Raw genomic sequence first — 22,390 nt, forward strand, 5'->3', positions numbered from 1 at the left:
GCTCCGAGCTCCCGCGTGTACAAAAGGTGCCTCCACGCTAGCGGCAATTCTGGCGCGGTGAACAGAGGGCCCCCCTCGTTCTTGCGATGATCGGTCGGTGACCACGACGCAGCGTCCCCCTTACCCACCGCCCGAGCCGCCTCGCGGATCCGGCGCCGGAAACGGCAACGGCCGGGGAGACGGCCACGATTTTGTCCCCGGGTCCGGGTATGGGCCGGGGGCTGGATTCGGTCCCGGGGCAGGCCCCAGGGCCGGTGGTGAGCGTGGTTCCGGCTCTGCCGGGGGATACGGGCCGGGCAACGGCCAGGGCGGCGGCTCAGCCGGTGGGCATGGAGTCGGCCCCGGCGACGGGCAGGGACCGGGTTCCGGAGACGGGCACGGACCCGGGCACGGGCAGGGACCCGGCTCAGGGCACGGGCACGGTTCCGGGACCGGCGGAGGCGACGGGCACGGCCCTGGTTCCGCGCCAGGTGGCGGGCACGGGCATTCGCACAGCCACGGTCCGGCCGCGCCCGTCTCCATGCATCTGCGCAAGATCATCGCGGCGATCCTGATCCCGTTCGGTGCGGCCGTGCTGGTCGGTCTCGTTGTGCTGTGGCCGGGCGGCGCCCCGTCGCACGAGCGCACCGGCGTCGGCTTCGACCGGCAGACCGAGCAGGCCTCGGTCACCAAGGTCGTGGAGATCAGCTGCAAGGAGGCCGGCGCCTCCGGAGTCCCGCCGACCGGTGACACCTCCACCGCCGAGGGCTCCTCCGCGGTTCAGCAGGAGAAGGGCACCTGCAAGCGGGCGACGATCCGGGTCGACAGCGGCAAGGACAAGGGCCGAACCTTCACCGAGATCATCCAGCCGGACCAGTCCCGCCAGTTGCACGAGGGCCAGAAGGTCGTGGTCGCCTACGAGCCCTCCGCACCGAAGGACCTGCAGTACTCGGTCACCGACGTCAACCGCCGTCTGCCCTTGGCCGTGCTGGCCGGCATCTTCGCGGTCGCCGTCGTGGTCGTCGGGCGGCTGCGGGGGGTCATGGCCCTCATCGCACTGGCCATGAGCTTCCTGGTACTGAACTTCTTCATCCTGCCCGCGATCCTGCAGGGCTCGAACCCGCTGGTCGTGGCGGTGGTGGGCTCGAGCGCCATCATGCTCATCGCCTTGTACCTATGTCATGGTTTGTCCGCACGAACCTCCGTGGCGGTGCTCGGCACCCTCATCTCCCTGTTGCTGATCGGCGTTCTCGGCTCGGTGTTCATCGACTGGGCCGCGCTCACCGGCAACACGGACGACAACACCGGCCTGATCCACGGCCTCTACCCGACGATCGACATGAGCGGTCTGCTGCTCGCCGGCATCATCATCGGCTCACTCGGTGTGCTCGACGACGTGACGGTCACGCAGACGTCGTCGGTCTGGGAGCTGCACGAGGCCAATCCGTCGATGGGTTGGCGCGGGCTGTACCGCGCGGGCATCCGGATCGGCCGCGACCACATCGCCTCGGTCGTCAACACGCTCGTCCTCGCCTATGCGGGTGCCGCCCTGCCGCTGCTGCTGCTGTTCTCCATCGCGCAGAGCGGTGTGGGGACGGTCGCCAACAGCGAGCTGGTCGCGGAGGAGATCGTGCGCACGCTGGTCGGTTCGATCGGCCTGGTCGCCTCGGTGCCGGTCACCACCGTTCTGGCCGCTCTCGTGGTCTCGGCCGACCGCCCCAAGGAGGAGCGCGCCGTGGAAGCCTCGGCGGTCCCGGCACGCGGGGGGAGGGGCCGGCGGCGTAAGCGCTGACGTCTCTGAGCCAGACGTCCCAGCGCCACTCCGCCGAAGCGTTCCCGCACGCCTCGGCGGCATCCGGCGAAGCGTTACTCCACCGTGCCGCCCGCCGGGTGTCTCACCCGGCGCCCTGTTCCGCCAGGATGCGGTCCAGCGCCTCGTCGAGGTGGGCGTCGAAGTCGGCGAGCGAGCCTTCCTGACCCAGCGGCACCAGCTTGTCGGTGCGGTCGAGGAAGGCGACGAGCGGCGCCGTGGAGGACCGGAACAACGCCTGGTCGCTGCCGACCTGAAGCCTGATCAGCACCTCGCCCAGCGTGTCCGGTTCGACGGGAGTGACCCGCACATCACCCTCGCCGCACGGTCGGCCGACGCCGTCGATCAGCAGCTCCCGGCCGAAGGCCCACGTCACCGGCGCGTCACCGGGCAGGTGGAACGTCAGCCGGACGGCATAGGGATCACTGGTCTCATAGCGCAGCTCCACCGGAATGCGGAAGGAGAGCTCCTCGGAGACGAGAAAGCTCATCATGACCTCTGCTTGTACGGACTCGCGCATCGCTAACCCCGTCATTCGCCGTGACTGGCCGGGAACGAACCTCTGACACTTGGTGGAATCTTGCTGAACGTACACAGCAGATCACAAGGAGTGAGTTTTCACATACTGATAGAGAGCGCCAGCGAACCGAGTCGCCGCTCGATCTCGCTCTGCAACTGCCGGGCCGCGGGCAGCAGCCGGTCCTCCTGATGGGCGGGCAGGGAGATGGCCATCGTCGCGGCCGTGGTGCCGAGGGTGAGCGGAATCGCCGCGCAGACCGCGCCCAGGGCGTACTCCTGACGCTCGGTCACCGGTTCCATCCGCCGCATCCGCTCCAGACGCCGGAGCAGGCTGTGGTTGTCCCGCACCGTGTACGGCGTGAGGGGCTGCACCGGGTAGCGGTCGAGGTGATCGCGACGGGCCTCCTCGTCCAGCTGGGACAGCAGGCACTGCCCGATGGCATGCGCGTGCCCGGTCTCCCGGAAGTCGGCCCACTCCTCGACCGCCGGGATGCCCGGGGTCTCGGAAACGCACATGACTTCGATCTCGCCCTCGCGGTACGCCGCGTAGTAGACGGGGACGCCGAGCAGGTCTCGCCACTGGGCGAGCGTGTCGACCACCGTGCTGCGACGTTTCTGCCGCGCCCCGCTGCCGCTCAGCCGTTCGGCGGCCTCACCGAGGAAGAACAGGCCCTTGTCCCGGCGCAGATAGCCCTCGTGCACGAGGGTGCGCAGCAGGTGGTACGTCGTGGGCAGTGCCAGCCCGGTCTCGCGGGCGAGTTGCTTGGCGGGGGCGCCGTAGTCATGTCCGGCGACGGTTTCCAGCAGGCGCATGGCGCGCTGCACGGATCCGATGAGGGTCGCCGGAGGCGGGGGTCCGGCGGGAGGGGGTGGTGTGGTGGCAGGCGGTGGTGTGCAGGGTGCCGCCGAGCGCGGTTGCGCGGGGACGCTGCGCAGGTGGGCCGGTGCGATGTCAGCCGGGGCCAAGGGTCACTCCCGAAGCGCGAGGGGCCCGACCCGTGCGGAGGAACACGGGTGGGGGTGTGTGCCGCTCGCGGGGATGTCCCCGCGTCGAGCCGGACTCTATTCGTCTGCCACCGCACGCAGACGGCCCGGCCGGGAAACTTCCCCCGCCCGAGGGAACGGGTCATTCCGAGTGTTTCCCGCTACCCCCACCGGTTTCCCACCGGTCTCACCAGTCGCTGCGCGACGAGGAGCTCGACGTGAACTTCCGTACGACATAGATCAGTCCGCCGACGAGCGCCACGAAGACCAGCACCTTGAAGAGCAGTCCGATGACGAAGCCGACCACACTGGCGATCAGCCCGCCGAACACGACCAGGGCGATGACCGGCACCGCGATCCACTTCACCCACCACGGCAGTCCCGTGAAGATCTCTCGCATCGCCTCGTCCTTACCTCTCCACCCGTTCGAGTGCCGGGTCCTGTCGGTCTTCTGACGTTCCGCACTCGATGCTAGGTCCGGGAGGGGGCCGGGCGGAGGCTTCGCACCCCTTGTCCTCCCCTGACCGAACCCCTAGGGAACCCCGAGGCGGTCCGTCAGCTCTCGGGCGGAGAGAACACCACCAGCACCCTGAGGTCCTCGGTGATGTGGTGGAACTTGTGGGCGACGCCCGCCGGCACGTAGACCACGCTGCCGCGTGCCACCTGGGTCGTCTCCAGGCCGACGGTGATCGCGGCACGGCCGCTCACAACGAAGTAGACCTCGTCCTGATTGTGCGGCTTCTGTGGATCCTGCTCGCCCGCGTCGAGGGCGTACAGACCGACCGACATGTTCTGCGCCCGCAGAAACTGCAGGTAGGCGCCCTCGTTGGCGGCGCGCTCCGCCTCCAGTTCGTCCAGCCGGAATGCCTTCATCGCCTAGTCCGCCCCTGCCTCTAGTGCCCGTGCCCGATCAGGTCTGCCACGATCAGACACATGAAGAATTTCGTAGTCAAGACGATCGCCAACGCCGGTGCCCTGGCGGTCGCCGTATGGCTGCTCGACAAGATCACCCTGACCGGTGACAGCACGGGCAAGAAGATCGGCACCCTGATCATCGTCGCGCTGATCTTCGGCCTGGTGAACTTCCTGGTCAAGCCGCTCGTCAAGCTGCTCAGCCTCCCGCTGCTGATATTGACGCTCGGCCTGTTCACCCTGGTCGTCAACGCGCTGATGCTGTTGCTGACCTCGTGGCTGGCCGACCAGTTCGACCTGAGCTTCCAGGTGGACGGCTTCTGGACGGCCGTCCTGGGCGGCCTGATCATCTCTGTGGTCTCCTGGGCCCTGCACGTCGTCCTGCCCGACGGGGACTGAACGCCTATGACGTATCGCGTCTGCTTCGTCTGCACGGGGAACATCTGCCGTTCCCCGATGGCCGAGATCGTCTTCCGGGCCCGCGTGGCGGAGGCCGGACTCGACGGCCTGGTCGAGGTCGACAGCGCAGGCACGGGCGGCTGGCACGAGGGCGACGGCGCCGACCCGCGCACGGCGGCCGTCCTGGCGGAGAACGGCTACGCCACCGGCCACACGGCCCGGCAGTTCCAGCCGTCGTGGTTCTCCCACCTCGACCTGGTCGTCGCCCTCGACTCCGGCCACCTCGGCGTCCTGCGCCGCCTCGCGCCCACGGAGGAGGACGCGCGGAAGGTCCGGCTGCTCCGCTCCTACGACCCCGCCGCCGGCGATGACCGCGACGTACCGGACCCCTACTACGGGGGCGCGGACGGTTTCGACGAGTGCCTTGAGATGGTGGAGGCGGCGAGCGCCGGTCTGCTTGCCGCAGTGCGTGAGGACGTGGAGGGACGAGTGGCATGAGTGAGTCGGCGACAGGTGACCAGGGCGGATCGACGGGCGACGCGGCCCTGACCGCCGCCGACACCGGCGACGGCACGCGGACCGTACGGGCCGGGCTGCCCGAGCCGGTCAAGTACGAGCCCACGCTGCCCGGACCGGTGTTCGCCGCCCACTTCCATCTGCCGGGCGACCCGACCGGCCCGTACACCTACGGCCGTGACGAGAACCCGACCTGGACCCTGCTGGAGCGCGCCGTCGGCGAGCTGGAGGCGCCCGGCCGGGACGATGTCGAGACGCTCGTCTTCGCCTCAGGCATGGCCGCGACTTCGGCCGTGCTCTTCTCCCAGCTGCGCACCGGTGATGTGTGCGTCCTGCCCGACGACGGGTATCAGGCACTGCCCCTGGTCCGCGGCCAGCTGGAGGCATACGGCATCGAGGTGCGCACCGCGCCGACCCGCGGCGACGCCCAGCTCGACGTCCTGGACGGCGCGAAGCTGCTGTGGATCGAGACGCCGTCCAACCCCGGGCTCGACGTCTGCGACATCCGGCGGCTCGCCGACGCGGCACACACGCGTGGTGCCCTGGTGGCCGTCGACAACACCCTCGCGACGCCGCTCGGCCAGCGCCCCTTGGAGCTCGGCGCCGACTTCGCGGTGGCCAGCGGCACCAAGCAACTCACGGGGCACGGCGACATCCTCCTGGGCTACGTCGTCGGCCGTGACGCCGAGGCCATGGCCGCCGTACGCCGCTGGCGCAAGGTCGTCGGAGCGATTCCCGGGCCCATGGAAGCCTGGCTCGCGCACCGTTCGATCGCGACGCTGCAGCTGCGGGTCGACCGGCAGAGCACGACCGCCCTGGCGGTCGCCGAAGCGCTGCGCGAGCGTCCCGAGGTGACCGGACTGCGCTATCCCGGACTCCCCGACGACCCGGCGCACAAGATCGCGGCTCAGCAGATGCGGCGCTATGGGTGCGTGGTGTCGTTCACCCTGCCCACGCGCGCGCGGGCCGACCGTTTCCTCGACGCGCTGCGGCTCGTGGACGACGCGACGAGCTTCGGCGGAGTACGGTCCACGGCCGAACGCCGGGGACGCTGGGGCGGCGACGCGGTCCCGGAGGGCTTCATCCGCCTGTCGGTCGGAGCCGAGGACCCGGAGGACCTGGTGGCGGACGTACTGCGGGCACTGGACACGTCGGCAGCCTGATCTCCCCCACGGACGGTCCGAGCCTCCCCCCTCGTGGCTCGGACCGTCCTCCGGTTCCGCGCGCAAGAACCGCGCGACCAAGGCTAGTTGACTCTCTGTCAGTGTCCAATCACAGTAGCGACAGAGACCTATCGACTTATTTATAGTTGAGCGCGGCCGTAGGGCCGGGAGCGGGGCCGAAGAGGGGAGAGCGTGCGGTGGATCTGGCCTTGCTGCGGACCTTCGTGACCGTGCACCGGGCCGGCTCCTTCACTCGCGCCGCCGCCCTGCTCGGCCTCTCCCAGCCCGCCGTCACCTCGCAGATACGGACGCTGGAGCGGCAGCTGGGACGCCCGCTGTTCCTGCGGCAGGCCCGTGGTGTGACACCGACGAGCATCGGCGACGAACTCGCCCACAAGGCCGCGCCGCATCTCGACGCCCTGGTGGAGATAACGGAGACCGGCCTCGACGACGACTCCTCCTTACGGACGCTGCATCTCGCCGGACCTCCGGAGTTCACCGCCGAACGAGCCCTGCCCGCGCTCACGGAGCTGATCGGCGAGGACGGTCAGGGCTTCGCCCTGCGCGCCTCCTTCGGAAACGCCGAGGAAACGCTGGAAGGACTGTCCGCCGGGCATCACGATCTGGCCATCAGTACGGCCCAGCCACGGGGCGCCCTGCTCACGGCGACTGCGCTCTGCGACGAGGAGCACGTCCTGGTCGCCGCCCCGCGCTGGGCCGAACAGATCGGCGCCGGGCAGCCGGACCGTAAGCCGGAACCATCCCTTGAGCAGGTGCCCGTGGTGGAGGTGCACGAGTCCCTGCCCTTCGTCTCCCGCTACTGGGCCTCCGTCTTCGACTCGCGCCCCGCCGCCCCGGGCACGGTCATCGTTCCCGACCTGCGTGCGGTCCTGGCCTGTGCGGTCGCGGGGGCGGGCCTGGCGGTGCTCCCGCGCTATCTGTGTGCGGCCGCGCTGGAGCGGGGTCACGTCGTCGCCCTGCACGAGCCGGCGGTCCCGCCGCTGCGGACCTACTTCCTGGTGGTCCGCACCGGGACGCTCGCGATGCCTCACATAGCGCGTGCCCATGAGTGGTTGCAGCGAGCCTCGGCCGACTGGTGCTGAGGTGCCGGGACAGTGCCTCACTCTGAGGGCTCGGCCGGTGACGATTCGCGATGTTTCACGTGGAACCAGCCGGGCCACATTTCACTCATGACCGTCCGACCTGTGGTCAAGCGCACCGCCCGTGCCGTTCTGCTGGACGGTGACGACCTGATCCTGATCAAGCGCACCAAGCCGGGCGTGGATCCCTACTGGCTCACTCCCGGCGGCGGGGTCGAGCCCGACGACTCGACCGTCGTCGACGCCTTGCACCGAGAGGTGTACGAGGAGCTCGGCGCCAAGATCACCGATGTGGTGCCCTGCTTCGTGGACACCATGGAGCACATCGGGGAGGACGGCGGCGCGACCGGTGTGAAGGTGCAGCACTTCTTCGTCTGCCACCTTGAGTCCATGGACCCGTCCCTCCGCCACGGCCCCGAGGTGGACGAACCCGTCGGTGAGTACGAGATCGTGCGCGTGCCCTTCACCCGTGTCGGGATCGCCTCCGTCCACCTGGTGCCGCTGTCGCTGCGGCATTACCTGGACGGCAACATCGAGGGCGTACGCGCTATGCACGCCCCCGACCTGGGCTGACACCGGCAGCGGATCAGGACCCGGCCGCGACCAGTTCCTCCACGGAGTCGTGCCGTATGCGGTCCGACGGGATGCCGACGTCCCTCAGGGCGTCCACACCGCTGCGGATCATCCCGGGCGGGCCCGAGAGATAGGCCTCGAACTCGTCCCATGGTCCGTAGGCGCGTATCGCGTCCGGCAGTTGCTGGTTCGCCTGCTGGTCGATGATCGCGCGGACCGAGAGCCAGGGGTGGCTCTGCTGGAGGCGGAGCATGGTGTCGATGTCGTACAGGTCGTGATCCGTGCGGGCCCCGTAGAAGACCTCGACCGGCCGGCGGTCCCCGTGCTCGGCGACGTCTTCGACCAGTGCCTTGATGGGCGCTATGCCGGTGCCGCCGCCCACGCAGAGCAGGCCGCTCTCGGTGGTGTGGTCCACGGTCATGGCGCCGGCGGGCGGACCGAGCCGGATGATGTCGCCGGGGCGGGCACGGTGCACCAGGGCGTTGGAAACCCACCCCGCCGGAACGGCCTTCACGTGGAACGACAGCAGGCCGTCGGAGCGGGGCGCCGAGGCGAAGGAGTAGTGCCGCCAGATCCGGGGCCACCAGGGCGTCTCGACGCTCGTGTACTGCCCGGCGAGGAAGGGGTACGGCTGGTCGGGTCGGACGGTGATGACCGCGACGTCGGGAGTTCTGAGGTCGTGCGTGACGACCTCGGCGTACCACCAGGGCGGGGCACGCAGTTCGTCCCTGGCCGCCGCGTCGATCATCACCTGCGAGATGGTGGTGTACGCCCGGACCCAGGCCGCCTCCATCTCCTCGTTCCAGACCTCGGCGGCGTACTTGCTCAGGGCGCCGATGAGGCATTCCCCGACGGCCGGGTAGTGCTCGGCCCGCGTTCCGTACTTCCGGTGGCCGCGGCCGAGGTTCTGGAGGTAGTCGACCAGGACCTCGGTGTTGTCGATGTGCTCGGCGGCCGTCAGCAGCGCCTTGAGCAGCCGGTCCCGCTGGGTGTCCATCGCGGCCGGGAACAGCGGCCGCAGGTCCGGGTAGCGGACGAAGAGCAGGGCGTAGAAGTACGACGTGACCTTCTCGGCCACGGGTGCGACCTCGGCCATGGCGCGGCGGATGAGGATGGCGTCCGGGGACGCCTCCCTGGCCGGGGCGGAGGCGGCTTGGCCCGGGGTCGACACGGGGGCGGGCCGCTGGGAGGGGACCCGCGTCTCGTCGGGGCCGGGTGCGGTGGAGGCGAAGGGCGCCGGTGTGAGCGCCGTGGGCGCGGGACCTGCTGACGAGGAGGCGGCGACGCCTGCGGCCGCGGGAGACGAGGCGTGCTGTGCGGCCAGGGGGGAGGGCGTGGGTATCGCTTCCGGGGGCTCACGTCCCTGTTCCGGCCCACCGGTGCTCGCGCCGCCGGTCGTCGAAGCGGGCGGCACCGTCGTGCCGTCGGCCGGAGTCTCCGGAGCGGCGGTCGGCCTGCCCACGGGGCGTACCGCGGCCGGGCGACGCCCCTCAGGCGTACCGGACTCGCTGTCCGGCGTCGTGGTCGGCTTCTTGCGGGGCGTGAACCAGCCGCCCCCGCCGCCGGAAGTGCCGTTGTCGGCCGACGTGGTGGTCGGAGCGTCCATGGTGTGCCTCGCCTCGAGCATCTTTCGGTCGGTCTGCGCACTTCCCTAGTCGGAAGGTGCCTGCTTTCCCCCGTGGACGGACTGCGTTCCCATCCATGTCGTGGCCAATGCGGCCACATTCAACCCGTATTTCGGCTCCGTACGGACAAGTAGGCAAGAGTGTGACATTGCCCGCAGTGTTCTCACCCGAGCTTCCCACTCGTCTGGACGGCTCAGTCGCATAACCGAAAACGTGGGTCTTCGATCTCTCCGTCCCATTAGGCTGCATTGCCTTGCACGCGGCCCGCACGGAACGGGTCACCCGCCCCGAATGCGAACCGGAGTCGACCCTACCGGCCACCGCCGTGCACACAAGTCCCCCTTCCCCCGTCACGAATAAGGGCACCGCGCGAATCATCAGTGCCGCCAACTACTGCCCATCACGCCGGTGTTTCACGTGAAACGTCCGGCGTCTGACAGCTCTCTGTGCAGACGGCTACAACTGGCCAAAAGCTCGTATGGGTCCGGGGAAACAGGTGGACGTCAGGGGTCCCTGTCGGACAGCCTGACCTGCGTGCCGACTCCTTCCCTTGCCTCTCTGCCCATCCGTCGTCTGACGCTCCGCGATCTCGCCGCCTGCGCCGATTTGTCTCAGGACCGGGGGTGGCCACGGGAGGAGCACAAGTGGGGCTTCCTCCTCACAGCCGGGAAGGGCTACGGCATCGATGACCCCGACGGCGGCCTCGTGAGCGCCTGTGTCGTCACCGAGTACGGACCGCACGAACACCCCGCCCTGGCGGCGATCGGCATGGTCCTGGTCGCCGAGCGGCATGCGGGACAGGGCGTCGGACGCCGGCTGATGCGCCATGTCGTCTCAACGATGGGCCCCACGCCCCTCACCCTGCACGCGACCCCGAACGGCCGCCCTCTCTACGAGGAACTCGGCTTCAAGGTCACCGGGCGGGCGGAGATGGTCAGCGGGCACTTCACGGGGGGCGGACCGGAGCCGAAAGTCGCCACTCGCGCCGCGACCGCCGAGGACCTCGCCGCCATCCTCCGGCTCGACGAGCAGGCGTTCGGGACCGACCGCACTCACATCATCACGCGACTGCCCGCCTTCGCCGACCAGTTGCGCGTGGCCGAGCAGGACGGGCGGATCATCGGATACGCGGCCGCCTGGCCCAACATGGACACCCATGTCGTCGGCCCTCTCATCGCACGTGACACGGCGGTCGCCCAGGCGCTCATCGCCTCCCTCGCGGCTCACACCGATCGCCCGCTGCGCACCGATATCGACGTACGGCACGAAGAGCTCCTCGCGTGGGTGAAGGAGCGCGGAATGGCGTCCATCGCCTTCAACTCGGTGATGGTGTACGGGATCACCGAGCTGCCCGGAGACTGGACCCGCCGGTTCGCGCCGGTCACGGTCGCGGCGGGCTGAAGGGCCCATACGACTACGCCGGCTCCCCAGGATCGGGGAGCCGGCGTAGTCGCGTTGCGGGGCCAGGTCAGACAAGGGCCTCCACGGCGGTCGTGGCGAAGGCGTGGTCCTGCTCCGGGGCGCCACCGCCGACGCCGATCGCGCCGAGCAGGCGACCGTCGCGGTGCACCGGCACGCCGCCCGCGATGAACAGCAGCGGCCGGTCGAGCGCGGTCGGCAGCGTGTGGAAGGGGCCTCCGGGCTGCACGGCGTCGACGAGGTCGGCGGTGGGAGCGTTCAACTGGAGAGCGGTGTAGGCCTTGCGGGTGCTGGTCTCGCCGGAGATCAGCACGGCACGGTCGTCGCGCCGGAAGGCGAGCAGATGGGCGCCCGCGTCCAGGACGGTGACGCTGACGGTCGCGCCTGCGGCCTCGGCGGCTCGGCGGGCGGCGGTGACGAGGACCTCGGCGTCCTGGGTGGTCAGCGGGATCACGGCTGTCGTGGTGCTCATGAGGCAGTTCTCCTAGGGAACTTGCAGGTTGGTCCGGTCAGGAAGGGCCCGGTCGCTCAGTGGTGGACGGCGGTCCGCTGCTCGGCCGGCGCGGCTCCCGCGACCACGGCGCTGGGGACACCGGCGCGGCGCTCGAGAGCGGCCGAGAGGAAGGCCAGGAGCAGGGCGCCCGCGGCCAGGCCGGCACCGACCCAGTTGGGGGCGGTGTAGCCGAAGCCCGCGCCGATCACGAGGCCGCCGAGCCACGCGGAGAGGGCGTTGCCGAGGTTGAAGGCGCCGATGTTCACGGCGGAGGCCAGGGTCGGGGCGCCGTGCGCCTGGTCGAGGACCCGCTTCTGGAGCGGCGGGACGGTGGCGAAGCCCAGGGCGCCGATCAGAGCGATCGTGACGGCTGACAGCAGCTTGTCGTGCGCGGTGAGGGTGAACAGCGCCAGGACGACGGCCAGGGCGCTCAGGGAGACGTACAGCATGGGCATCAGGGCGCGGTCGGCGAACTTGCCGCCGACGAGGTTGCCGCCGACCATGCCGAGGCCGAAGAGGACCAGCAGCCAGGTGACGGAGCCGTCGGCGAAGCCGGCGACGTGCGTCATCATCGGCGCGATGTAGGTGATGGCCGCGAAGACACCGCCGAAGCCGAGGACGGTCATCGCCATCGCGAGCAGCACCTGCACGTTCTTGAAGGCGGCCAGCTCGTGCCGCAGGCGCACGCCCTCCGGCTTGGGCATGTCGGGGACGAGCCGGGCGATGCCGGCCAGGCCGATGACACCGAGGGCGGCGACGATGCCGAAGGTCACGCGCCAGCCGACGGACTGCCCGACGAGCGTGCCCAGCGGGACGCCGACGACGTTGGCGACGGTCAGACCGGTGAACATCATCGAAATGGCTCCGGCCTTCTTGTCCGGGGCCACCAGTTCGGCCGCGACGACCGATCCGATACCGAAGAAGGCGCCATGGGCCAGCGAGGCGACGATCCGGCCGATCAGCATGACGGAGAAGACAGGAGCGAGAGCCGAGAGCAGGTTGCCGACGATGAAGAGGCCCATCAGCGCCATCAGCATCCGCTTGCGGGAGACCTTGGTGCCGAGAACGGTCATCAGCGGGGCGCCGAACATCACACCGAGTGCGTAGCCGGTCACCAGGAACCCGGCGGTGGGGATGGAGACCCCGTAATCGCCCGCGACCTGGGGCAGCAAGCCCATGATCACGAATTCCGTCGTTCCGATCCCGAAGGCCCCGATCGCGAGGGCCAGAAGCGCGAGAGGCATGGAGGGTTACCTTCCCAGAAGATTGCAGGAGCGCTTTACGTGCGTCCACAATAGTTGCATGCGCGGGCTATGGGCAAATGCCGTCAATTGCGATGCTGCTCTACCCTGGGTGTCAGCCGCTCCGGGACGGAGGAAACGCCAATGACAGCGACGGACCCCGCGCTCACCGCGCTCGCCCAGGGCTGGTGCGCCCTTTCCCTGCTGCACGGGAGGATCGAGGGCCACATCGAGCGCGCCCTACAGGCCAAGCACGACCTGAGCGCGCGGGAGTACTCCCTGCTGGACGTGCTCAGCCGGCAACACGACGGGGACGGCGGCCATCTGCAGATGAAGCAGGTCGCCGACGCGGTCGTGCTCAGCCAGAGCGCCACCACGCGCCTGGTCACCCGCCTCGAGGACCGCGGGCTCCTGGAGCGCTATCTGTGCCCCACCGACCGCCGGGGCATCTACACGAACGTCACCGAGACCGGCCTCGCGTTGCTGGAAGCGGCACGGCCGACCAATGACGCCGCCCTGCGTGAGGCTCTGGACGAGGCGGCGAAGAACCCCGAGCTGGCCCCACTGGTCCGGGTGATCGAGACACTGAAGGCCCCGGTGCCCGCATAGGACGCTTCCGCGCCGACCGTCTCTGCGTAGGGTGCGTCCATGGGAGATCTTGAGATACGTGCCGCCGTCGCCGACGACGTCCCGGCGATCGTCGGAATGCTCGCTGACGACCCTCTGGGCGCACAGCGTGAGTCACCGGACGACCTGGCGCCATACCTGACCGCGCTCGAGCGGCTCAGCGCCGACCCCAACCAGCGTCTGGTCGTGGCGGTCCGAGAGGGCCGGGTCGTCGGCACACTCCAGCTCACGATCGTTCCCGGGCTGTCCCGACGCGGTACGACCAGGTCGATCATCGAAGGCGTGCGCATCCACGCCGACGAGCGCGGCAGCGGCCTGGGAACACAGCTCATCGAATGGGCGATCAGCGAATCCCGGGACTCGGGCTGCCAGTTGGTCCAGCTGACTTCCGATACTTCGCGCACCGACGCCCACCGCTTCTACGAGCGGCTGGGCTTCACGGCCTCCCACACGGGCTTCAAGCTCCCCCTGTGACCGGCATGCGAGGGGCGCTCTGTTTCACGTGAAACAGAGCGCCCCTTGTTGTCGCCGCCTAGCCGATCCCGCGCCACCCCTCCGGATCGACTCCACCCGGCACAGGAGCCGCCTCGTCGTACGGCTGACGCGTGAACACGAACGAGCCGAGGTCCAGATGGCTCACGGATCCGTCCGGCCGCTGTACGGCCTTCAGGAGCTCGCCCGCGTAGTAGCCCTCCAGCCCCGTCCATGTGCCGTCGCCGTTCGGGCGGAACCGCGAGCGGCGGCCACTGCCGGTCAGCGGCCCCAGCGAGAGGAGCCCGTCGGCCGTCAGCCGTAGCGCGAACGCGTGCGTCCCCCAGTACCACTGGCCCGTCAGATCCAGCACCGAAGGATCCACCTCGCTCAAGGGCTTCCACGGGGAGGGGATGCGGGGTTCCGCCTCGGCGACGATGCGAACCAGGTCGGCCGCGACGGAGAACAGCAGCGGGCCCGAGGTGCAGTTGGCCAGGACGACCGCCGCCACGTCCTCCTCGACACCGATCATGAGACACGCGAGGAAGCCGGGCAGCGAACCGGTGTGTCCGACCAGAGAGCGCCCGTTCCGCCGCCGGATCTCCATCCCCAGGCAGTAGGCGTAGCCGCTCGCCACGTCCGCCGCGTCGTGGGGCGCTGCCGGTGTCCTCATCTCCCGCAGCGACTCGGCGCTCAATACCCGTTCGTCGCCGTTGACCAGGAAGGCCGCGAAGCGCGCCAAGTCGCCCGTGGTCGACCACAGTTGCCCTGCCGGGGCCATGCGCCCCAGATCCTCGGTGGGCTCCGGGAGCATCACGTCGGCCCAGGGATGCACCGCCCAGCCCCCCGCATGCGGCGCCTGAGGTCGCACGCTCGTGCGATGCAGACCCAGGGGTTCGAGCACTTCGCGCCGAAGGACTTCCTCCCAGGAGGCGCCGCGCAGCCTCTCGACGAGCGCGCCGAGCAGCGCGTAACCCGGGTTCGAGTAGTGGAACCGTCGGCCGGGAGCAGACAGCCGGGGCCGCTCGCCCAGCACATCGGAGAGTTCGGGCCGCAGCGACCCGGGGCTCCGCTCCCACCACGGCCCCGGCGTCTCGGCCGCCAGCCCTCCGGCGTGCGCGAGCAGTTCGGCGACGGTCGCCTCCCCCACACCGGTGCCCGGGAGGTGCTTCTCCAGCGGATCCCCGAGGTCCAGCGCACCCTCGTCGCGCAGCCGCAGGACGAGAACCGCCGTGAAGGTCTTGGTGATCGAGCCGATCCGGTACTGCACGTTCTCATCCGGCGCATGCCCCTCAACCGAGGTCCGCGCACCTGTCCACACCGGTTTCCCGTCCCGCACGACGGCCGCGACGAGCGACGGAGCCCGTCCTTCGGCCTGAGCGACGGCGATCCGGTGCAGCAGTGCGCGACGCGTGCCGGGAAGCAGCTCTTCCTGAGATGTCGTCATGGGCCCCAGTCCACCCGCCCCGGCCTCGCCGCGTCGAGCACATTCCGGGCTGGCGTCGCGAGCGCGAGACCACGGTCAGGTCAGGTCTGCGCCATGTCGACGAACCGCGAGTAGTGGCCCTGGAAGGCGACCGTGATCGTCGCCGTCGGGCCGTTACGGTGCTTGGCCACGATCAGGTCGGCCTCGCCCGCGCGCGGCGACTCCTTCTCGTAGGCGTCCTCGCGGTGCAGCAGGATGACCATGTCGGCGTCCTGCTCGATGGAGCCGGACTCACGCAGGTCGGAGACCATCGGCTTCTTGTCCGTGCGCTGCTCGGGACCGCGGTTCAGCTGGGAGAGCGCGATGACCGGGATCTCCAACTCCTTGGCGAGGAGCTTGAGGTTACGGGACATGTCCGAGACCTCCTGCTGACGGTTCTCGGCACGCTTGGACCCACCGGACTGCATCAGCTGGAGGTAGTCGATGACGACCAGCCTGATGTCGTTGCGCTGCTTCAGGCGGCGGCACTTGGCGCGGATCTCCATCATCGACAGGTTGGGCGAGTCGTCGATGAAGAGCGGTGCCGCCGAGACGTCCGGCATGCGCCGGGCCAAACGTGTCCAGTCGTCGTCGGTCATCGTGCCGGAACGCATGTGATGCAGAGCGACACGGGCCTCGGCGGACAGCAGACGCATCGCGATCTCGTTGCGGCCCATTTCCAGGGAGAAGATGACGCTCGGCAGGTTGTTCTTGATAGACGCGGCCCGGGCGAAGTCCAGCGCGAGCGTGGACTTACCCATGGCGGGACGCGCGGCGATGACGATCATCTGGCCCGGGTGCAGACCGTTGGTGAGCGAGTCGAAGTCCGTGAACCCCGTGGGCACGCCGGTCATCTCGCCGCTGCGTGAGCCGATCGCCTCGATCTCGTCGAGCGCGCCCTCCATGATGTCTCCGAGCGGCAGGTAGTCCTCGCTGGTGCGCTGCTCGGTGACCGCGTAGACCTCTGCCTGGGCGCGGTTGACGATCTCGTCGACGTCGTCGTCGGCCGCGTATCCCATCTGGGTGATGCGCGTGCCAGCCTCGACCAGGCGCCGCAGGACGGCACGCTCGTGGACGATCTCGGCGTAGTAGGCGGCGTTCGCCGCTGTGGGCACGGTCTGGACGAGGGTGTGCAGATACGAGGCCCCGCCGACCTTGTTGATCTCACCGCGCTTGGTGAGCTCGGCGGCGATGGTGATGGGGTCGGCCGGCTCGCCCTTGGCGTAGACGTCGAGGACGGCCTGGTAGATCGTCTCGTGGGCCGGCTTGTAGAAGTCGTGGCCCTTGAGGATCTCCACGACGTCGGCGATGGCGTCCTTGGACAGGAGCATGCCGCCGAGGACAGACTGCTCGGCCTCGATGTCCTGCGGCGGCACCCGCTCGAACGGTGTGCTGCCGCCGCCGTCCCACTCCCCGTTGTCCCTGCCGCGCTCGTGCTGTTCGTCGCGGCCTCGGGTGCCGTCACCGCGTCGGCGGGCGGAGGGCAGACGATCACTGGGCCCGCTGTCGGCCCACGGGTCGTCCAAGGGCTCGGAAATGCTCACCGAGCCACCTCCTCCCGTCCGCCGCAGCAGACCTCGCCGTGCCCCTCTTTTCTACGGCACGGCACTGACAAATGAGAGGCCCAACTCCGGTTACTGGACGTCGGTTTTGTGACGTTTTCAGAACCGACGGACGGAGCGGGCGCCGGACTACCGTAGGCCCGTCGGCACCGTCAGCCAATCTGGTTATCCACAGGCCATGTGGACGACGGCCCAGATGCTGTGGAGAACTCGGCGAAACCTGTGCACGACCCGGTGGACAGGCCTGTGAACAAGCACCGACCCGTCACAGAGGAACCGCCCTGACCTGCAGCTTTGCCGTCCACCGGCTGTGCAGAAGAAAAACTTCCCCAACCGGCCCAAGATCGCTTCGAATGCTGCACAGCAGTGCGCACCTCTGGCCGAATGGTAAGGGTCACAAAAGCTTTGCATCTCTTACCTGTGGACGATTAGATTGGTGCACATGACACAGGCCCCCGCGCGCCCTCGATCCGGCCGGAGACAGCACGACCGAGAGATCGTCGCACTCGCCGTGCCGGCCTTCGGCGCGCTCGTCGCCGAGCCTCTCTTCCTCATGACCGACACCGCCATCGTCGGTCATCTGGGCACGGTCCAACTCGCCGGTCTCGGCGTCGCCTCAGCCCTGCTGATGACCTCCGTCAGCGTCTTCGTCTTTCTCGCCTACGCCACGACAGCGGCGGTCGCCCGCCGCGTCGGCGCGGGCGATCTCCCGGCCGCCATCCGGCAGGGCATGGATGGCATCTGGCTGGCTCTGCTCCTCGGAGCCGGTGTCGTCGCCGTCGCCCTGCCGACGGCACCCCAACTCGTCGACCTCTTCGGCACCTCGGATGCGGCAGCTCCCTACGCGATCACGTATCTGCGCATCTCCGTGCTCGGCATACCGGCCATGCTCGTCGTCCTCGCCGCGACCGGCATCCTGCGCGGCCTGCAGGACACCAAGACCCCGCTCTACGTCGCCATCATCGGCTTCGTGGCCAACGGCGCTCTCAACGCGGGGCTCGTCTACGGGGCAGGCCTGGGGATCGCCGGCTCCGCCTGGGGCACCGTCATCGCCCAGTGCGGCATGGCCGTGGTCTACCTCGCGGTGGTTCTGCGTGGAGCGCGGAAGCACGGCGCCTCCTTGCGCCCGGACGCCGCCGGCATCAGGGCCTCCGCTCAGGCCGGTGTGCCCCTGCTGGTCCGCACCCTCTCCCTGCGGGCGATCCTGATGATCGCCACGGCGGTCGCCGCCCGACTCGGGGATGCCGACATCGCCGCCCACCAGATCATCCTGTCCCTGTGGAGTCTGCTCGCCTTCGCTCTCGACGCCATCGCCATCGCAGGGCAGGCCATCATCGGGCGCTATCTCGGAGCCGGTGACACACATGGCGCCCGCGCCGCATGTCGTCGCATGGTGGAGTGGGGTATCGCCGTCGGGGTCGTGCTCGGTGTCCTGGTCGTCCTCACCCGCCCGGCGTTCCTGCCTCTGTTCACCAGTGACTCGGCAGTCAAGGACGCGGCCCTGCCCGCCCTGATCATCGTCGCCCTCTCGCAGCCGATCTCCGGCATCGTCTTCGTCCTGGACGGAGTCCTGATGGGCGCCGGCGACGGTCCCTACCTCGCCTGGGCGATGGTGCTCACCCTGGCGGTCTTCACCCCGGCCGCCCTGCTGGTTCCGGTACTGGGCGGTGGACTCACCGCCCTCTGGGCCGCCATGACACTGATGATGACCATGCGGATGCTGACCCTGTGGCTGCGGAGCCGCTCAGGCCGCTGGATCGTGACGGGTGCGACCCGCTGATACCGACTCGGCCGACGGACTGTTTCACGTGAAACACGCTGTTTCACGTGAAACCAGATACGGCTCACCCAGACGCCGCGCACGCATCCGAATACGACGATGGGGCCGCACCCCGAAGGGTGCGGCCCCATCGCTCACTGCATCAGCGAGCGCGGCACTCAGGCCGCGACGACCTCGATGCTGACCTTGGCGTCAACCTCGGGGTGCAGACGCACGGACGTCTGGTGAGCGCCCAGCGACTTGATCGGCGAACCGACCTCGATGCGGCGCTTGTCGACCTCGGGGCCACCGGCAGCCTTGATCGCCGAGGCGATGTCGGCCGGCGTGACGGAACCGAAGAGGCGTCCGGCGTCGCCGGCACGGACGGCCAGGCGGACCTTGACGCCCTCGAGCTGGGCCTTCACCTGGTTGGCCTGCTCGATGGTCTGGATCTCGTGGATCTTGCGAGCACGACGGATCTGCTCGACGTCCTTCTCGCCGCCCTTGGTCCAGCGGATAGCGAACTTCCGCGGGATCAGGTAGTTGCGAGCGTAACCGTCCTTGACGTCGACGACGTCGCCCGCGGCGCCGAGGCCGGAGACCTCGTGGGTGAGGATGATCTTCATGTGTCGGTCACCCTTCCCTTATCGCGCGGTGGAGGTGTAGGGCAGCAGCGCCATCTCACGGCTGTTCTTCACGGCCGTGGCGACGTCACGCTGGTGCTGAGTGCAGTTGCCGGTCACGCGGCGGGCACGGATCTTGCCGCGGTCGGAAATGAACTTCCGCAGCATGTTCGTGTCCTTGTAGTCCACGTACGTGACCTTGTCCTTGCAGAATGCGCAGACCTTCTTCTTCGGCTTGCGCACAGGCGGCTTCGCCATGGTGATTCTCCTGTGTGATCAAGAAGTTTGGGTGCGAACCCGCCCTAGAAGGGGGGCTCGTCCGAGTAGCCGCCGCCACTGCCGCCGCCGGAGTTTCCACCCCAGCCGCCGCCACCGCCCTGGTTGCCACCGGCGGGAGCGCCGGTCGCCCACGGGTCGTCAGCGGGAGCGCCGCCGCCCTGCTGGCCGCCACCGGGGCCGCCGCCCCAGCCGCCGCCACCCTGGCCGCCACCGCCACCGCTGCCGCCGCCGTAGCCGCCCTGGCCACCGCGGCCGGTGGTCTTGGTGACCTTGGCCGTGGCGTTGCGCAGGCTGGCGCCGACTTCCTCGACGTCCAGCTCGTAGACCGTGCGCTTGACGCCCTCGCGGTCCTCGTAGGACCGCTGCTTCAGCCGGCCCTGCACGATGACGCGCATGCCTCGCTGGAGCGACTCGGCGACGTTCTCAGCCGCCTGACGCCAGACCGAGCAGGTCAGGAAGAGGCTCTCGCCGTCCTTCCACTCGTTCGTCTGGCGGTCGAAGGTGCGGGGAGTGGACGCGACACGGAACTTCGCGACGGCCGCACCGGACGGGGTGAAGCGCAGCTCGGGGTCGTCGACAAGATTGCCGACCACCGTGATGACGGTCTCGCCTGCCATGGGGAACCTCTCGGCGGGTTTGCTGCTGGCTGCTTGTGCTGCTACTCGAATCCCGGGATCAGCTGAGCGGGAGAGCTCAGTGGGTCTCGGGGCGGAGGACCTTGGTCCGGAGGACCGACTCGTTCAGGTTCATCTGGCGGTCGAGCTCCTTGACGACCGCAGGCTCGGCCTGCAGGTCGATGACCGAGTAGATGCCCTCGGGCTTCTTCTTGATCTCGTACGCGAGACGACGACGGCCCCAGGTGTCGACCTTCTCGACCTTTCCGCCGCCGTCACGGACGACAGAAAGGAAGTTCTCGATCAACGGAGAGACAGCGCGCTCCTCGACCTCGGGGTCGAGGATGACCATCACCTCGTAGTGACGCATGTGGAACCCACCTCCTTTGGACTCAGCGGCCACGGTCGATCCGTGGCAGGAGGGTTGTGATGCGTATCCGACGGTATCGGCCACCACTGACAGTCGGGGGTTCTGTCGAGAACCCCTCGCCGTGACATGGGCAGACACCGGTGCGGACGGTACAGAGTACCCGCACAGCTGCTTGCGGTTGAAATCCGGCCGCGCGGGCAGCCAATCTGTACACATCGGGTGTGTATGGCGCTACGATGCGCCGACTTTCGCAGGAGGTGCCCTATGGCACAGGCATTGCGACCCAACAGCGCCGGCGGCCTCTTCGCCACGGACGGCAAGCCCCACCCCCTCCAGGACACCCTGCTCGCGGTGACCCTGGTGCTGGGCATCACGTCGTTCGTCACGGCACTCGTCGACGATGACCTGCACCTGCTCAGCTCCTGGACCGGCCTGGTGGGCATTCTCACCGGTGCGTACGGCCAGTGGATCTCGGAGACGACCCGTGAGCGCTTCGGCCTGATCCTGGGCCTGGGAGCCTCGGCTGTCGGGTTCTTCCTGGGCATGGCGCACGGCGGGTTGTTCGGCGGGCTCATCGACTGACGGCAGGCACACCCCACCTGAACATCGTGTGACGCCCCGGCCGCCCACGGGCCGGGGCGAAGGTTCCGTACGCCCAACCGGCGCGCTCCCAAGGCGCAGTAGGCTTCGCGCGAGAGCCGGAGCCCCTGAACCCATGGGGACACACCAGCCCGAGGAGCGCCCCGAAATGAGCCTGACCCTGAGGACCATCAGCCGCGAGCAGCATCTGGCCTACATCCAGAGCCTGCCGTCGGCGAGCCACATGCAGGTCCCGGCCTGGGCTGACGTCAAGGCGGAGTGGCGCTCCGAGCACCTCGGGTGGTTCGACGACAGGACCGGCGAGCTCGTCGGTGCCGGCCTGGTCCTCTACCGGCAGCTCCCCAAGATCAAGCGCTACCTCGCGTACCTGCCCGAGGGCCCGGTCATCAACTGGTTCTCGCCGAATCTGCAGGAATGGATCGAGCCGATGCTGGCTCACCTGAAGCAGCAGGGCGCCTTCTCCGTGAAGATGGGCCCGCCGGTGATCATCCGGCGCTGGGAGGCCGCCTCGATCAAGGCGGGCATCCAGAACCCGGACGTCAAGCGCCTGCGCGACATCGAGGCCGACCACATCGAACCGCGTGCCTTCGAGGTTGCCGACAAGCTGCGCCGCATGGGCTGGCAGCAGGGCGAGGACGGCGGCGCCGGCTTCGGCGACGTCCAGCCCCGGTACGTCTACCAGGTGCCGCTGGCCAACCGTTCCCTGGAAGAGGTCCACAAGAACTTCAACCAGCTGTGGCGCCGCAACATCAAGAAGGCCGAGAAGGCCGGCGTCGAGGTCGTCCAGGGCGGTTACCAGGACCTCGAGGAGTGGCAGCGCCTATACGAGATCACGGCTGTGCGCGACCACTTCCGGCCGCGCCCGCTGTCGTACTTCCAGCGCATGTGGACGGCCCTCAACACCGAGGACCCCAACCGCATGCGGCTGTACTTCGCCCGCCACAACGGCGTGAACCTGTCGGCGGCGACGATGCTGATCGTGGGCGGCCACGTCTGGTACTCCTACGGCGCCTCCGACAACATCGGCCGAGAGGTCCGGCCCTCCAACGCGATGCAGTGGCGGATGCTGCGCGACGCCTACGCGCTCGGCGCCACCGTCTACGACCTGCGCGGCATCTCCGACTCGCTGGACGAGACCGACCACCTCTTCGGCCTGATCCAGTTCAAGGTGGGTACGGGCGGCCAGGCGGCCGAATATCTCGGCGAGTGGGACTTCCCGCTGAACAAGCTGCTGCACAAGGCGCTCGACATCTACATGTCGCGCCGCTGACCGACACACCGCAACCG

Annotated in this window: 25 protein-coding genes; 12 read left to right on the forward strand and 13 right to left on the reverse strand. The window is 69.0% G+C overall.

All coding sequences use genetic code 11. The features are described from left to right. Positions 1–97 precede the first annotated feature (97 nt). Positions 98–1,771, forward strand: coding sequence for a YibE/F family protein (locus AC07DF_RS12505; RefSeq protein WP_478969826.1), 1,674 nt, complete (start codon positions 98–100; stop codon positions 1,769–1,771). A gap of 103 nt (positions 1,772–1,874) precedes the next feature. Here AC07DF_RS12505 and AC07DF_RS12510 read toward each other — a convergent pair whose 3' ends face one another. The 4 genes from AC07DF_RS12510 to AC07DF_RS12525 all read right to left on the reverse strand — a co-directional run bounded on the left by AC07DF_RS12510 (position 1,875) and on the right by AC07DF_RS12525 (position 4,165). Further along, complete coding sequence (locus AC07DF_RS12510; protein WP_184593809.1) at positions 1,875–2,309, reverse strand: SsgA family sporulation/cell division regulator; 435 nt, start codon at positions 2,307–2,309, stop codon at positions 1,875–1,877. Between the two features lie 98 nt (positions 2,310–2,407). Continuing rightward, on the reverse strand, positions 2,408–3,133 hold the full coding sequence (locus tag AC07DF_RS12515) for an IclR family transcriptional regulator (RefSeq protein ID WP_478969828.1): 726 nt from the start codon (positions 3,131–3,133) through the stop codon (positions 2,408–2,410). Positions 3,134–3,479: 346 nt separating this feature from the next. Then, a complete protein-coding gene (locus AC07DF_RS12520) occupies positions 3,480–3,692 on the reverse strand; it encodes a DUF5326 family protein (protein WP_020271174.1) in 213 nt (70 codons plus the stop codon). Between the two features lie 155 nt (positions 3,693–3,847). Continuing rightward, positions 3,848–4,165, reverse strand: coding sequence for a cupin domain-containing protein (locus AC07DF_RS12525; protein ID WP_184593813.1), 318 nt, complete (start codon positions 4,163–4,165; stop codon positions 3,848–3,850). 60 nt (positions 4,166–4,225) lie between these two features. Here AC07DF_RS12525 and AC07DF_RS12530 point away from each other — a divergent pair, with 60 nt between their 5' ends. From AC07DF_RS12530 to AC07DF_RS12550, 5 genes are all read left to right on the forward strand, one after another. Then, positions 4,226–4,603 (forward strand): phage holin family protein, encoded by a 378-nt coding sequence (locus AC07DF_RS12530; protein WP_478969831.1) that lies wholly within the window; start codon positions 4,226–4,228, stop codon positions 4,601–4,603. Positions 4,604–4,609: 6 nt separating this feature from the next. After that, entirely contained in the window at positions 4,610–5,101 is a 492-nt protein-coding gene (locus tag AC07DF_RS12535) for a low molecular weight protein-tyrosine-phosphatase (RefSeq protein WP_478969833.1), read from the forward strand. After that, a complete protein-coding gene (locus tag AC07DF_RS12540) occupies positions 5,098–6,282 on the forward strand; it encodes a cystathionine gamma-lyase (protein ID WP_478969835.1) in 1,185 nt (394 codons plus the stop codon). Before AC07DF_RS12535 ends, AC07DF_RS12540 begins: the two co-directional genes overlap by 4 nt. Before the next feature lie 197 nt (positions 6,283–6,479). Then, on the forward strand, positions 6,480–7,385 hold the full coding sequence (locus AC07DF_RS12545; RefSeq protein ID WP_478969837.1) for a LysR family transcriptional regulator: 906 nt from the start codon (positions 6,480–6,482) through the stop codon (positions 7,383–7,385). 87 nt (positions 7,386–7,472) lie between these two features. Further along, a complete protein-coding gene (locus tag AC07DF_RS12550; RefSeq protein ID WP_382492272.1) occupies positions 7,473–7,955 on the forward strand; it encodes an NUDIX domain-containing protein in 483 nt (160 codons plus the stop codon). A 13-nt stretch (positions 7,956–7,968) separates the two neighbouring features. Here the strand turns inward: AC07DF_RS12550 and AC07DF_RS12555 are convergent, their stop codons facing one another. After that, positions 7,969–9,561: a globin domain-containing protein gene (locus AC07DF_RS12555; protein ID WP_478969840.1), complete on the reverse strand. Its 1,593-nt coding sequence runs from the start codon at positions 9,559–9,561 to the stop codon at positions 7,969–7,971. A gap of 553 nt (positions 9,562–10,114) precedes the next feature. Here AC07DF_RS12555 and AC07DF_RS12560 point away from each other — a divergent pair. Beyond that, positions 10,115–10,981 (forward strand): GNAT family N-acetyltransferase, encoded by an 867-nt coding sequence (locus AC07DF_RS12560; protein ID WP_478969842.1) that lies wholly within the window; start codon positions 10,115–10,117, stop codon positions 10,979–10,981. Positions 10,982–11,048: 67 nt separating this feature from the next. On the opposite strand, the gene AC07DF_RS12565 is transcribed toward AC07DF_RS12560, so the two are convergent. Beyond that, positions 11,049–11,471: a GlcG/HbpS family heme-binding protein gene (locus AC07DF_RS12565; protein WP_478969844.1), complete on the reverse strand. Its 423-nt coding sequence runs from the start codon at positions 11,469–11,471 to the stop codon at positions 11,049–11,051. Between the two features lie 56 nt (positions 11,472–11,527). Next, positions 11,528–12,736 carry an MFS transporter gene (locus tag AC07DF_RS12570; RefSeq protein ID WP_478969846.1) on the reverse strand — a complete coding sequence of 403 codons (1,209 nt, stop codon included), beginning with the start codon at positions 12,734–12,736 and terminating at the stop codon, positions 11,528–11,530. 141 nt (positions 12,737–12,877) lie between these two features. Between AC07DF_RS12570 and AC07DF_RS12575 the strand changes: the two genes are divergently transcribed. Both AC07DF_RS12575 and AC07DF_RS12580 read left to right on the forward strand, forming a co-directional pair. Continuing rightward, a complete protein-coding gene (locus tag AC07DF_RS12575; RefSeq protein WP_478969848.1) occupies positions 12,878–13,342 on the forward strand; it encodes a MarR family winged helix-turn-helix transcriptional regulator in 465 nt (154 codons plus the stop codon). A gap of 39 nt (positions 13,343–13,381) precedes the next feature. Further along, a complete protein-coding gene (locus AC07DF_RS12580) occupies positions 13,382–13,834 on the forward strand; it encodes an N-acetyltransferase family protein (protein ID WP_478969850.1) in 453 nt (150 codons plus the stop codon). Positions 13,835–13,892: 58 nt separating this feature from the next. On the opposite strand, the gene AC07DF_RS12585 is transcribed toward AC07DF_RS12580, so the two are convergent. Together AC07DF_RS12585 and dnaB are read right to left on the reverse strand one after the other, a co-directional pair. Further along, positions 13,893–15,278 (reverse strand): serine hydrolase domain-containing protein, encoded by a 1,386-nt coding sequence (locus AC07DF_RS12585; RefSeq protein WP_478969852.1) that lies wholly within the window; start codon positions 15,276–15,278, stop codon positions 13,893–13,895. A gap of 80 nt (positions 15,279–15,358) precedes the next feature. Beyond that, the gene (gene dnaB, locus AC07DF_RS12590; protein ID WP_478969854.1) at positions 15,359–16,840 is read right to left on the reverse strand and encodes a replicative DNA helicase; all 1,482 of its coding nucleotides are present in this window, start codon (positions 16,838–16,840) and stop codon (positions 15,359–15,361) included. Between the two features lie 460 nt (positions 16,841–17,300). Here dnaB and AC07DF_RS12595 point away from each other — a divergent pair, with 460 nt between their 5' ends. Then, positions 17,301–18,638 carry an MATE family efflux transporter gene (locus AC07DF_RS12595; RefSeq protein ID WP_478969856.1) on the forward strand — a complete coding sequence of 446 codons (1,338 nt, stop codon included), beginning with the start codon at positions 17,301–17,303 and terminating at the stop codon, positions 18,636–18,638. A 158-nt stretch (positions 18,639–18,796) separates the two neighbouring features. Here the strand turns inward: AC07DF_RS12595 and rplI are convergent, their stop codons facing one another. The 4 genes from rplI to rpsF form a co-directional block, all read right to left on the reverse strand. Continuing rightward, a complete protein-coding gene (gene rplI / locus AC07DF_RS12600) occupies positions 18,797–19,243 on the reverse strand; it encodes a 50S ribosomal protein L9 (protein ID WP_184593844.1) in 447 nt (148 codons plus the stop codon). An 18-nt stretch (positions 19,244–19,261) separates the two neighbouring features. After that, on the reverse strand, positions 19,262–19,498 hold the full coding sequence (gene rpsR / locus AC07DF_RS12605; protein ID WP_003949403.1) for a 30S ribosomal protein S18: 237 nt from the start codon (positions 19,496–19,498) through the stop codon (positions 19,262–19,264). A gap of 44 nt (positions 19,499–19,542) precedes the next feature. Continuing rightward, a complete protein-coding gene (locus AC07DF_RS12610) occupies positions 19,543–20,136 on the reverse strand; it encodes a single-stranded DNA-binding protein (RefSeq protein WP_432962592.1) in 594 nt (197 codons plus the stop codon). A 76-nt stretch (positions 20,137–20,212) separates the two neighbouring features. Then, entirely contained in the window at positions 20,213–20,503 is a 291-nt protein-coding gene (rpsF, locus tag AC07DF_RS12615) for a 30S ribosomal protein S6 (RefSeq protein ID WP_030847098.1), read from the reverse strand. Between the two features lie 264 nt (positions 20,504–20,767). On the opposite strand from rpsF, the gene AC07DF_RS12620 reads away from it, so the two are divergent. Beyond that, positions 20,768–21,085 carry a hypothetical protein gene (locus AC07DF_RS12620; RefSeq protein WP_478969859.1) on the forward strand — a complete coding sequence of 106 codons (318 nt, stop codon included), beginning with the start codon at positions 20,768–20,770 and terminating at the stop codon, positions 21,083–21,085. 166 nt (positions 21,086–21,251) lie between these two features. Beyond that, positions 21,252–22,373, forward strand: coding sequence for a peptidoglycan bridge formation glycyltransferase FemX (gene femX, locus AC07DF_RS12625; protein ID WP_399022192.1), 1,122 nt, complete (start codon positions 21,252–21,254; stop codon positions 22,371–22,373). Positions 22,374–22,390: the final 17 nt, after the last annotated feature.

The organism is Streptomyces sp. NPDC044719 (assembly GCF_056433405.1).